This is a genomic window from Thermoanaerobacterium sp. R66 (assembly GCF_028895185.1).
In the GTDB taxonomy this organism is placed as follows: domain Bacteria; phylum Bacillota; class Thermoanaerobacteria; order Thermoanaerobacterales; family Thermoanaerobacteraceae; genus Thermoanaerobacterium.
Map to the genome: position 1 here is coordinate 1130371 of NZ_JAEUWW010000001.1, position 13209 is coordinate 1143579.

Sequence of the window (13209 nt, forward strand, 5' to 3'; positions counted from 1 at the left end):
CTTATCACCTCTCAAAAATTATGGTTTCAAAACAACTTTTATACCTTCTCCATTCATAACTTTGTTAAACCCTTTTTCCCAATCTTTTAGATCGTATATGTCAGTTATTATTGCTTTTGTATTTACTTTGCCAGTTTGTAATAGATACAACGCTCTATCCCACGAACTTGGTTTCTGACTCCTTGAACCAACATATATAATTTCTTTTTGTATTATTTTATCTTCATCAAGTTCATTAACTGATTTTGCAAATATACCAACCTGAACCAATGTACCTTTTTTCTTTAAAAGTGAAAGACCTGAATTTGTAGCCTTAATGGAACCTGAACATTCAAATACTTTATCTACGCCATAGCCATTTGTTAAATCCATGATTATTTCTTCTAAATTTTCATTCTGAATATCAACTGTTTTATCTACTCCTAAAGACTCAGCTAACTTTAGCCTATCTTTATCCTTTGTCATACCTGCTAAAATCACATATGCTCCTCTTGCTTTTACGATCTGAGCTGTTAATAATCCCATTGACCCAGGTCCAAATATAAGAACTATATCACTAAGTTCAACATTTGTTTTTTCTAATACCGCATGCACACAGCACGCTAAAGGCTCTGTTATAGAAGCTGAAAGCAAATCTACATTTTCAGGAAGTACATGAATGCTTTCTGCTCTATTTACAACATATTCCGCAAAACTACCGTTAACTTGTGTTCCAACACCTTTTCTGTCAGGACATAAATTATAATCTAAGCTTTTACAATATTCACATTTCCCACATATATAATAAGTTGTTTCACTTGTTACCTTGTCACCTACTTTAATTCCTTTAACATTATTTCCTACATCAACAACAATTCCTGAAAATTCATGTCCTAATACTACAGGTGGTCTTAGATTCTTGTATTCACCTTTATATGAATGAATATCAGAACCACAAATACCTGAATATGCAACTTTTATTTTGACTTGATTATCATCTATTTTAGGTTCATCAATATCTACTAATTCCATATTGCCATTGCTGTTATCTTTTTTTAATAATGCTTTCATCACTTATCACCTACCTCTATGGAATTATCATTATTTTGTTGTATTCTTCTTTTCTTTCGGCAATCATATCAAAAGCTTCTTTGATTTGTGACAGCTTAAACCGATGTGATATCATAGGAATAAGATTTATACTTCCATTTTCTACATATTTTATACTTTTGATCCATTCTTGGCCAGGAAATGGAGCAGAATATGAATTCCAAAAACCTTTTAATGTCAATTCTTTTCTAAAAATACTTTCAAAGGAATTTTCTTTTAAATGAATATCAGAATATGCAATACCTAAATAAGCAACTTTCCCACTTTTTTTAGTAACTAACAAACATTGCTCTTGAGTAATTTTTGAACCAGCACATTCAAAAGCAATATCTACACCATAACCGGATGTAATATTTAATATCTCCTTTACAGGATCATATTCTTTCGCATTGATACAAATTGTTGCCCCCAAATTTTTAGCTTCTTTTAACTTCGTATCAGAAATATCAACAGCTATAATATCATCAATGCCCATAACTTTTAACCATTGTATTACTAACTGTCCTAATGTTCCTGCACCCATAATAGCAATAGTATCACCAACAATAGGCTCTATTCCCAAAACACCATGTAACGCAACGGCTAATGGTTCTATCATTGCAGCACTCTCAAAATCTATATCATTTATTTTTAATACATTGGTTGCCGGCACTTTTGCATACTCTGCAAATCCGCCATATGATTTAGAACCAAGCATATCATTATTATTACAAAGCGAATATTTCCCCTTTAAACAATTTTCGCACTTTCCACATGGTATAAATGGTATAACTACAACTTTATCACCCAATTCAAAATTGCCCACTTTTTCACCTTTATCAACAACAATTCCAGAAAACTCATGTCCAGGTATAGCTGGTAAATTGTATCTCCAATTTTTTAATATCCTTGGAGGATCAGAACCGCAAATACCACATGCTTTTACATTGATAATCACGTCATTCTCCCCACATATTGGGTTTGCAAAATCAGTATATCTAATATCATTAACACCAAATAGAACTCCTGCTTTCATTAAATCATCTCCTAATATATATTGACAATTAATATTAATATCTATATTATATAAGTGGATTTTATTAATTTATCTAGGGTGCTTTTAAAAAAGCACCCTTTTTTAAAATATCTGGAATATTTTTACTACTATCCAATTGAGGAAGTTTCCTCCGAAATCCAAGCTTGATACTAAAGACGTCCCCTTAGGAATTGCAAAGTGTGCTTGTTGAGCCATCATTGTGTGGAAAGGTGCCATGTCTGTAGCCATATATAATCCAAGAGCCATTACTATTGTACCAGTTATGACTGAATGAATTATATTACCTTTATTACTACCAACTATAAAAGCTACGTAGAATGGAATTGTCGCCAAATCACCAAAAGGTAAAACATGATTTCCTGGCAATATGACAGCTAAAAATATTGTTATAGGTACAAGTATTAAAGCTGTAGCAATTACTGACGGATGTCCTACAGATATTGCGGCATCTAATCCTATATTAATGTCATTACCATTTTTAAATCTTTTTTGCAAAAATTCTTTGGCAGACTCTGATATCGGTATCAGACCTTCCATTAGTATTTTTACCATTCTAGGCATCAACAACATCACAGCAGCCATAGAAACACCTATTTGCAATATTTTAGCAACATCGTATCCAGCCAATACGCCTAAGATAATTCCTAAGATGAGACCCATCATCATCGGTTCACCGAAAATACCAAATCTTTTTTGAATCGAATCTGGATCAGCTTTAAGATTTTTTATTCCAGGAATTTTTCCAATTAAAGTGCTTATTGGTATTCCTATAAGACCATAAGCTGCTGTAGAACCAGTTGGTAATGAAATTCCCTCATAACCGTAAAACTCATGAACCATAGGAGCCGTCCAATCAGCTACTTTTATAACAGCAATTTCGTATATTATCGCACCTAAAGCAGCTAAAACAAAATTTCCTCCAGTCAGCACATAAACGCTGGCAGCTGCTGCTGTAAAATGCCAATAGTTCCATATATCAACATCCATAGTTTTTGTAGTCTTAGTTACCAACATTATAAGGTTTACAAGTATTCCTAGTGGGATAATAAAAGCAGCAACTGGTGAAGCCCAGCTTATTGCTGCTGCAGCTGGCCATCCAACATCGATGATTGTCAAATGAAGTCCAAACCTATGAACCATTGCCTGTGCTGCCGGTCCGAGATTACCTGTTAAAACACCGATAACAAGATTTATTCCTACAAAGCCAATACCTATTGTAAGACCTGATCTAAAAGCCTTTCTGAAACCTTGACCGAAAGCTACACCTATTATTGTCAAAACTATAGGAAGCATAACAGTCGGACCTAAATTAATTATATACTGTACAACTGCCAATAAGGTTTTCATATAAAAAATCCTCCTCTTAATTTTTATTTTTTGAGAAATTCAATTATTTCGTTATCGATTTTCTCAGTATTAACACCTGTCAAATATGCCATGGCTTTTATCACTGGAATCGAAAATGATTTTGGAAGAATTGTAGTAGTAACAAGCAAATCTGCTTCTTTTTCTTTTGATGCCACTTCTGCTATCTTGCATTGAACAACTTGTGCATTTAATTTATTATTTTTTATAAGTTGTTCAACTCTTTCAGCGACAACTGTCGATGTAGCAATTCCAGTTCCACATGCGACTAAAACCGTCTTTTTCTTTGAATCCATTTTAAAATCACCCTTTCTATATATCTATATATTCTTCTTTAAAATACATTTTAATAGAAGTTATTATCCCATCACCCCCATCTTCACCAATGATCTTCTCCAGTAATGAATCATCTTGTATCAGTTGAATTAGTTGCTGCAGCATTTCAACTTGACTGTGAGATTCGTTTAAAGCAATCATAAAGATTATATTTACTAAAACATCTTCCAACGGATTTGCCATGTTTTTGAAGATAACTGGTTTTTTCAGTGTTGCGACTGCTATCGCAGGTTTTATTACATGTTCTGGATCTGTGTGTGGTATCGCAACATTGTACTTATTTAAAAGCAAACCTGTCGGAAAAACTTTTTCTCTCTTTTTTACTGCTTCCAAATATGTCTCTTTAACATATCCGTTTTCAAATAGTTTTTTGTAAAGCACATCAAATACATCGTCTTGACTTTTGGCTTCAAAATTTGTAATAATTAATTCTCTGTTGAAAAACTCCGATATCTTCATATAATCTACCTCCTCATTGTTTACACATTTATATAATGCAAATACCGTGCCAATCAATTGGACGGTATTGTATTTCTCATGATTATTTCTTTTATTTCTTCCTTACTTTTGGCTTCTTTTAGGTCTTTTAATATTTTTTCATTCGATAAGACCTTATACAAATCAAGCATGTAATCTTTAGCATCTTCTTTCAAAGCCAACATAAAAATTAAGTCTGTTTTAAAATCTCCTTCCCAATAGATGGGTTCTTTCAACTTTGCTATGGCTATGGCAGGTTTTGTGACATATTTTGTGTCGCCATGTGGTATCGCAACTCCCCCTTTCATCCATGTAGCACCCATCGATTCTCGTTTATATACGCTTAGTATGAATTTTTCATCAACGTATCCTCTCTCCTCAAGCATATACACCATTTTGTCTATAGCATCGCTTTTCATTGATACATCAACATCAAATAATATTAGATCATCGTCTAATACTTCTTTTAGGCGGCTTTCTTCCACAACATCTATGTTTACTAGTTTCTTTAACCTTTTTAGCCCTTCCCCATTCATTATTTCCTCAACAGAGATATACGGGATATCACTTATTTTAGGATCGATGGTTCCCACAAAAGCTTGAATATTGTTTTTGCTCCTTATCTTATTTATTTCCGCATCAAGTTCTCTTTCGCTGAAAAGACCTAAAGGTATTATCTTTAATCCACTTTTTATCTCAGGTATCTTATCCTCTATATATTTCTTTATCTTAAGCGCAGTCCCCTCACCAGTTATGCAGATGGTTACTATGGCTTTCGGAAGTTTGTTTGAATCTTTCACACCTTCCACATGTCCTACGTAAGATTTATTTTCATCTAATGCATCAGCTATTTCGTCAATGGTGGCATCTGGCAGAATAGCTCGCCTTACGGCTTCCAAGACCATGACAGTGTCTACCCTTCCAATGGTCCTTGTAGGAATGCCCGTCCTTTTTGTTATGATCTCGCCAAAAGTGATGAGTGATCCCATGTCGACAAGTATTATGCAGCCTTTCCCTTCATTCACCTTTTTCACGACTTCAATTGTACGCAAAAGGGCATCTTCTGGGCTTTCATCAAGTGCCATCTCTATTCCATGTGCTATATTTACGCCTAAAAGCTTGTTTGCCACATCTGCCATGCCACAGGCCACATGTCCATGTGTTAATACTATAACAGCCACATTCCCTTTGTTTCCGCTTTCACTGGCTGAAAATGTTCTCAAGTACATGGCTACAAAACCAACCTCATCGTCTGTAAGCTCAATATCCATTATTTTATTGATTCTGTCAACCATCTTTTTTGCTACAACGTATTCCCTCATGTACTCGCTTTTGACGCTTTCAAGCTGTGGGTTAAATATGGGTTTCCCGCTTTTTACCCTTTCATAAGCCGCGCTTAGATGAATAGCCAGTGCGTAAAAAAGGTTGTCTTTTATATTTTTGTAATTTTCCTTTGCTATGTCTATAGCCTCTTCAACGGCGTACAATATTTTCTCGCCTACGATTTCCTTTAATTCTTTTTTTGAAACAAAATTTTTTGTTCGTATATCGTTGGCAAATTTTTTAAGCTCTGATTCTACTTGATTTCCAACGATCTTGTAGATTTCGTCGGTTTTTAACCCATCGTTCTTTAGCTCAGTAAATCTATCCTCTATAAACTGATATATTTCATCTGGCAAAATGTACCTATCTTCTTTAGGCAGCAATTTGCTTACCTTGTTTGGATATATGATGACATCTTTATCTGCGTATTCTTCTATATAAGGTTCTCTTTTGCTGACCTTTAAAAGTCCCATTCTTACATGGTTTGGTAAATCGGCAAGGTTTATCGTTATTTCGCCATCCCTATTATCTAAAGTCTTTAAGAAACCTCTTGCACATGCTACTTGTATGTCGCTTCTCATTTGGCCTATATTGCCTGGGCAATCATAAAGCATTAGAGCTCTAAGAGCGTCTGGCCTCAATTTTATGGGCTTGTTTATCCTAAATGCCTCTTTTTTGAAAAAGAACTTTATGATTTCAAATCTCTCTCTGTGAGGCCTTTCACTTATAGGTGGTAACTCTATAACCATGGGAATCCTGCGCCTAAATGTAAGCAAAAGTGACGACTCCGGATTTTCTGTCGTTGCTGCAATAAGCATTATGTTGGCCTCTCTTTCGCTGTCGGTCTCGCCAAGCCTCCTGAATTTGCCTTTGTCAAGTAAAAAAAACAAGATCTCTTGTCCCTCACTGGGAAGTCTGTGAACCTCGTCAAGAAACAATATTCCACCATCGGCTTTCTCTACCAAACCAGCTTTTGATGACTCTGCACCTGTGTACGCTCCTTTTACGTATCCAAAAAGCTGTGACATTAAAAGCTGAGGATTGTCAGCATAGTCTGCACAGTTAAAAACGACAAAAGGGCTACCATCCTTTAGCCTGCCTGATTCCAATGCAAATTCGTACATAGCTTCTGCCAGTTGACTTTTCCCAACACCAGACGGTCCCAGTATTAACGTGTGAAGTCCATGTGGTGGATATAGAATGGCAGCTTTGGCTTGACTTATCTGCGTCTTTAAACTTCCATCGTATCCTATTATCTCTTTAAAAGACATAAAATCACTTTCTCGACTTATCTCATCATCTTTGTCATCATCTTTATCTTTTACATTATCAGCCACTATAAGCTCTGAACTTAAGATTTCTTTCTTTACCTGCGACGCCGCAAATCTCGATATGTCATACCCTAAATCGTTTAATCTCTTTGTAAACTTCCTATCAGAGATCTCTTTATCTTCGCTTAGAATCTTTTTTGCATCTTCATAAAGGTATGGCTTTCTCCGCTCTCTGGAATCTGGTATGCCATTTTCAAGCCTATATTGTGTCACTTCTTCTCTATTTATTTTTAATATAGAAGCTATTTTTTCATCTGTCAGAGGATTTTTCTTATCTTCATTTTCTATTATCTTTACGATTTCATCCACATTATCATCCTCCCACAACAAAATAATGCAAAAAATATGCCATAATGGATGGCATAAAATGTACGTGTTATATTATATCATATATTGCATGTATAATATACGCATGATACAATGAAGTTGATGAGGGAAAATTTCCATTAATACATAGATAGTCTCTATCTTGATAAAGATATAATAAAGAGGTGTCAATTATGGGATTACCTGATAAAAAAGAAGTATACACTTACGATGATTACTTAAATTGGACAGATGATCAAAGAATTGAGTTAATCGATGGACAGATCTATTTGATGGCTCCTCCATCACGAATACACCAACAAATCTCAGGTGCGATATATATACAATTTGCCAATTATTTAAAAGACAAGAAGTGCGATGTTTATTATGCACCTTTTGGAGTAAAGTTTACTGAAAAAAGCGAAAAAGATATTAAAACTGTTGTAGAACCTGATATCGTAGTTATCTGTGATAAATCGAAACTTGACAATGATGGATGCAAAGGTGCTCCCGATTTGATTGTCGAAATAACGTCTCCTTCAACCGCAAGAAAGGATAGAGTAGAAAAGTTTAATTTATATGAAAAATATGGAGTAAAGGAATACTGGATAGTAGAACCCGATCTTAAAATAGTCAATGTATTTGCACTGCAGGAAAATAATAGATATGGCAGGCCTGAAATTTATACTGAAGAGGATAAGATTAAAGTTTCTATCTTCGATGATCTCTCTATAGATTTGAAAGATGTTTTTAGTTGATGTTACAATAAAAGCCATGGTCTAAAACCATATAATTAAAGTTTAAGACCGTGGCTAAAAAGTTTATTTTATCTTGCCGGATTTAAGTTCTTTGTACTTTTTTACTATTTTATCTATAAGGATAGTTTCATCAAGGCCTGTCACTTTCTTCACTGTTTCCTCAAGTCCTAACGTGTTTATGCTTTCTTGTATTTCCATGGCTTTTGGATCGTCTTTATAGTCAAATGCAAATCCTGCAGCTATGCCGTAAAGTATGTTTTCAGGCATCAAACCTGTCTCAAAGCTTAACTTGGCAGGCGATACAAGTCTATCACCGTTTGAAAGTTTCCTCACTGGATCTCTACCTACTCTTACCACTTCGTCTTTCAAATGAGGATTCTTAAATCTCTCTATGACTTTGTCTGAGTATTCCTTAAGCTTATCCATCTCTATCTTGTGCTTATTGTTAAGACCGAAAGAAGCCTCTAACTGAAGGTTTCTCACTATTTTATCTATTGTATCGTCTAATATTGCTTCGTGAATGTACTTATACCCTTTTAAGTAGCCGAGATATGCTGTCGTGGCATGTGAACCGTTTAGAAGAAAAAGCTTCCTTTCTATATATGGTTCTAAGTCATCAACAAGCTCACAGCCTTTTATATCAAAGTCGCCTTTTACAGCATCTTTCTCAATGTCCCACTCAAAAAATTCCTCTACTGCCACGTCTATAGGAGTCTCTTTCTCTATGTCTACATTTGGCACTATTCTGTCCACAGCAGTATTTGGAAAACCGACTTTTTCATCTAAATATGCCTTTAAAGTTTCGCTGGAATTTTTGTAAATGCTATCTCTTAAAATATTTGTCGCAAACAAAGCATTTTCACAGGCCATTATGTCAAGTGGCAAATCATTTTTCTCAAATCTTCTTTCTAGATAATACGCCAATTTTTCACCAATGCCGTAAAGATTGTTGACACCTACAGATGTCGTTATTACGTCTGCATCTGCAATGGCTTTTAAGAGATTTTCTTCATCGTCTATGTGAATCGCTTTGACCCCATCTACAACTTCTTTCTTGATGTCATTTCCTAATATGAATATATTGTAACTTTTAAATTTATTGATGTTATCCACCAATTCTTTAAATACGTCCACAAAGTATATGTCATAGCCTGATTTATATAGTAAACTGCCTATAAATCCTCTGCCTATATTGCCTGCTCCAAAGTGCACAGCTTTTTTCATTATTCTCCACCTTCTTTAAGTATTTGGATTATTTCCTGTGGCGACTTTGCGTCTCTCAACCTTCTTACATTTTCTTCATACTGGCATGTTAAGGCGATGCTTGACAGTATCTCTAAGTGCTCATCGTCTTTGCCTGCAATACCTATAACCACGTATGCAATATTGCCATCGCCAAAATCCACTCCATCTGGATACTGTATCACAACTATTCCCGATTTCTTTATATATTTCACATACTGGGATACACCGTGTGGAATTGCTATGCCATTGCCAATGTATGTGGTGACGTCATTTTCTCTCTCTATCATGCCTTCAATATATTCTTTTTCAACATATCCTCTATCGACTAATAGTTTTCCAGCTCTTTTAATAGCATCAAATTTAGGTTCTGAAGCTTCATTCAATACGATGTTATTTTCATTTAAGATTTCACTATTCATTGTAATAATCCTCCTAATACTTTTTTAATACGTTAATAATAATATTTTTTACATCATCAATATTACCATATTTTAAGGCATCTTTGAAATCGTCGTTTTCTACAAGTGCAATGCTTATCTCACCCAGCATTTCCAGTACGGTGTTATCCTCTTTCTTCCTTGCCAGCATGACAAGAATCGTATCAACTTCTTCATGCGTAAATCCTATGCTTCTCATTTTGATAGGAATACTTAGTCTGTATATTCCGATGTACGGTATGATCATCTTGTCGCTTCTTGTGTGTAAAAGAGCGATCCTTGTGCCTGGTATGACTGTATTGCCCATCATCTCCCGCTTTTTTATAAGCTCTTTTATTTCATCTTTATCTGACATGACATTTATTTTAGATATTTCATCTACAATTACATCTATAAGCTCATTTAAGCCATTTGCGCTTATCTTGCTTATATTCAAATTTTTTAAAGTTTCACCAAAATACTTAGTTATGCTGCTTTCGCTTTCTGATCTGCTTATGTCATTTAACTTAAGTGGCAAAAGGTAATTGTCATCTTCATTAAAGCCTATCTTATCGATTAAATCTCTTATTTTTCGTATATCGTCAGAAGTTAAAAAAGGTGATACCGTTATTACATTGTCTAAAGAATCTTCATCTTCATACAGCTTTACTGTAGAGATAATGATATCATAATCTTTACCATCGTCTTTATTGCGTATTGAACCAATTTCTATAGAATCTATCTCAGGGAAAGCGCTTTTCAATTTCTCTGACAGTATCTTTGCAGTTCCTATTCCGTTAGGACATATTACTAAAGCTTTTAACCTTTTCTCTGCCTTTTGCCTTTCAATAGCAGCACCTACATGCATCGTTATATAACCTATTTCCTCTGCAGGCACTGTTATGTTGTACTTTGAAAATATAAGCCTGCAAGCTTTATTTACCGCTTCAAACAATTCCCCATAATACTCTTTTATTTGATCTATCAAAGTATTTCTGGACTGAAGGCCCATACTAAGCCTGTAAATAAGCGTCTCTATGTGCTGCGACAAACCGTATATAAGTTTATCATCGCACTTTATCTCCGTCTTCAATATCTTTGCGACTTCTTCGATAAGCTCTTTAGAAAGGTCATCTAATGTGATTCCAAGCTCAATGAAACCTTCTTTCTTGTAAATATACTTCTTGCCATTTAAGTGTATTGCCAGATATGCCAGCTCATCATCTGTTAGATTTATGCCGTGTTCTTTCATTATTTCATCTACTTTATAGATAAAGCTAAACTGTTCTGACGACAGTATATCATCCACAATCTCTTTGTTTAATTTTATGCTTTCATCTTGCATGTACCTATATATAGCTGTCGCCACATGCAAAAACAAAGCGAAATAATTGTTGTCGTCATTTATCTTTACGACTGTCTCATTAATAAGCTTCACCAATTTTTTAGCGGTATTTATAATTTCACTGCTAAATATATTATTAAAAAACTCCGTAATGAACTTATCCTGTTTGTCGCCGTACACATACATAAGCATTTCATCCAATGGCAAATAACTATACATTAGCTCTATTACCGCTTTTCTCTTGTCTATCTCTGTCCCCTCAACTTTTATGCCTATGCCTCTTTTCCTTATAAGCTCTAAGTTTCTCACCTTAAGCCATATCTCTATCTTATCGAGGTACAAGCTTATTGTGCCTTCTGATACATTGAAAAGATAGCTGAAGTAAGTTGATTTTAATGGCTCTTTTGACAAAAGCATGCTTAAAGTCATATATATCTGCCTCTGCTCTTGGCTTAATATGCTGCCATACGATATAGGGCCGATTTCTTTGCTTATTTCTTCTAAACTTTCATTTCCACCGTGTATTTCATACTTTGACTCATTTTCAGTTATAACACAGCGATAGTTCTTCAAGATCTTATTCGCTTCATGGACTTCTCTATCGATAGTCCTCTTGCTGATATTCATTAATTTGGAAAGGTCCTCTATACTTAAAGGACCTTTCTCTATTAAAGATTTAATTATGAATTTTTGACGATCGCTTAAATCCTTCATATCATCATTCACCGTTTTTATTATTTCTTCTTAATCGTCGAAATAAACTCGTCATACACTTTGCCATCAAGGAAATTATTCACTTTCACTATTTGTGCTGATGGTGCCACCTGTGATGCTCTTTCTGCCAAGCTTTCCTGCGTAAATACTATGTCAGCCTCTTTTGGTATCTGGTTTACTGCAGAGTGTTTGACGGTGATATCAAGCCCAGCATCTTTAAGTTTCTTTTTGAGTATTGATTCACCCATCGCAGATGAGCCCATGCCTGCATCACAAGCAAATACTATTAATTTAGGTTTTGCCTTTGCAATATTTGATACAGGAGCTTGTCCTTTGCTTTGCGCTTTCAGATTGCTTACCATTGACTTAGCAAATGCCATGTTTTCTTCGCTCATTGTATCTTCGCTGGCCCTTCTTACAAACACAGAAGCTATTAAGAATGATACTACAGCACCTACTGTTATACCTGTCAATACTGGTAAGAGTCCACCTTTTGGTGTCATGGCAATTTCAGCTATGATGCTTCCTGGTGATGGTGTTGCAACAAGGCCTGCGTGTGTCAAGACGAATGTAGCGTCTGCAGCCATTCCACCACCTATTACAGCTAATATCAGTATAGGATTCATTAAAACATATGGGAAGTATATTTCATGTATACCACCAAAGAAGTGGATAATCACAGCGCCTGGTGCTGATTGTTTTGCTGTGCCTTTGCCAAAAATCCAGTATGCCATGAGTATGCCAAGTCCTGGACCAGGATCCGTTTCTAACAAGAAGAATATGGACTTACCAACTTCTTTAGCCTGCTGTATGCCAAGTGGTGACAATATACCGTGGTTTATGGCATTGTTTAAGAATAATACTTTACCTGGTTCGATGAATATTGCTATCAAAGGAAGTATTCCCTTTGCAGTTACCCATTGTGCTGCTGCACCTAAACCTGTTGATATACCTGTAACGACCGGATCGATGAAAAGAAACGCTAAGATTGCTAATATTGCACCTAATATACCTGCTGAGAAATTGTTTACCAACATTTCAAAGCCTGTCGGTATCTTTCCATCTACTGCCTCATCAAACTTTTTGATGATATACCCTCCAAGTGGTCCCATTATCATCGCACCTAAAAACATCGGTATGGATGAACCTATTACAATACCTGCTGTAGCGATAGCACCTACGACGCCACCTCTTACATCGTATATAAGTTTACCGCCTGTATAACCGATAAGGATAGGCAACAAGTATGTTATCATAGGTCCTACCAATTTAGCTAAGTTGGCATTTGGCGTCCAACCAGTAGGAATGAAAAACGCTGTTATAAGACCCCATGCTATAAATGCGCCAATGTTAGGAAGAACCATTCCAGCTAAAAATCCGCCAAGCTTTTGAAGTTTTGCTTTTGCAGTTCCGCCTTTATTTGTCAAAGCCATGTTTCTGTCCATGATTTTTACCCTCCTTAAATTTA

At 35.4% G+C, this 13209-nt stretch carries 11 protein-coding genes; 1 reads left to right on the forward strand and 10 read right to left on the reverse strand.

Annotated elements, in window-relative coordinates; all coding sequences use genetic code 11:
- Positions 1–18 precede the first annotated feature (18 nt).
- The 6 genes from JJQ93_RS05650 to JJQ93_RS05675 all read right to left on the reverse strand — a co-directional run bounded on the left by JJQ93_RS05650 (position 19) and on the right by JJQ93_RS05675 (position 7266).
- A complete protein-coding gene (locus JJQ93_RS05650; RefSeq protein ID WP_274894063.1) occupies positions 19–1050 on the reverse strand; it encodes a zinc-binding dehydrogenase in 1032 nt (343 codons plus the stop codon).
- Positions 1051–1066: 16 nt separating this feature from the next.
- Complete coding sequence (locus tag JJQ93_RS05655) at positions 1067–2104, reverse strand: galactitol-1-phosphate 5-dehydrogenase (RefSeq protein WP_274893029.1); 1038 nt, start codon at positions 2102–2104, stop codon at positions 1067–1069.
- 102 nt (positions 2105–2206) lie between these two features.
- Positions 2207–3472 (reverse strand): PTS galactitol transporter subunit IIC, encoded by a 1266-nt coding sequence (locus tag JJQ93_RS05660; RefSeq protein ID WP_274893030.1) that lies wholly within the window; start codon positions 3470–3472, stop codon positions 2207–2209.
- Positions 3473–3495: 23 nt separating this feature from the next.
- Complete coding sequence (locus JJQ93_RS05665; protein WP_274893031.1) at positions 3496–3786, reverse strand: PTS sugar transporter subunit IIB; 291 nt, start codon at positions 3784–3786, stop codon at positions 3496–3498.
- Between the two features lie 16 nt (positions 3787–3802).
- Positions 3803–4285, reverse strand: a complete 483-nt coding sequence (locus JJQ93_RS05670; RefSeq protein ID WP_274893032.1) for a PTS sugar transporter subunit IIA — start codon at positions 4283–4285, stop codon at positions 3803–3805.
- 53 nt (positions 4286–4338) lie between these two features.
- Positions 4339–7266 (reverse strand): sigma 54-interacting transcriptional regulator, encoded by a 2928-nt coding sequence (locus JJQ93_RS05675; RefSeq protein WP_274893033.1) that lies wholly within the window; start codon positions 7264–7266, stop codon positions 4339–4341.
- A gap of 191 nt (positions 7267–7457) precedes the next feature.
- Here JJQ93_RS05675 and JJQ93_RS05680 point away from each other — a divergent pair, with 191 nt between their 5' ends.
- Complete coding sequence (locus JJQ93_RS05680) at positions 7458–8021, forward strand: Uma2 family endonuclease (RefSeq protein WP_274893034.1); 564 nt, start codon at positions 7458–7460, stop codon at positions 8019–8021.
- 63 nt (positions 8022–8084) lie between these two features.
- Here JJQ93_RS05680 and JJQ93_RS05685 read toward each other — a convergent pair whose 3' ends face one another.
- Genes JJQ93_RS05685 through JJQ93_RS05700 form a run of 4 tightly spaced genes read right to left on the reverse strand, consistent with a single transcriptional unit; the run spans position 8085 to position 13186 of the window.
- Entirely contained in the window at positions 8085–9245 is a 1161-nt protein-coding gene (locus JJQ93_RS05685) for a mannitol-1-phosphate 5-dehydrogenase (protein ID WP_274893035.1), read from the reverse strand.
- Entirely contained in the window at positions 9245–9685 is a 441-nt protein-coding gene (locus JJQ93_RS05690; protein ID WP_274893036.1) for a PTS mannitol transporter subunit IIA, read from the reverse strand. The genes JJQ93_RS05685 and JJQ93_RS05690 overlap by 1 nt, the downstream gene beginning before the upstream one ends.
- Positions 9686–9698: 13 nt before the next feature.
- On the reverse strand, positions 9699–11753 hold the full coding sequence (locus tag JJQ93_RS05695; protein ID WP_274893037.1) for a BglG family transcription antiterminator: 2055 nt from the start codon (positions 11751–11753) through the stop codon (positions 9699–9701).
- An 8-nt stretch (positions 11754–11761) separates the two neighbouring features.
- Positions 11762–13186, reverse strand: a complete 1425-nt coding sequence (locus JJQ93_RS05700) for a PTS mannitol transporter subunit IIBC (RefSeq protein WP_274893038.1) — start codon at positions 13184–13186, stop codon at positions 11762–11764.
- Between the last annotated feature and the right edge of the window lie 23 nt (positions 13187–13209).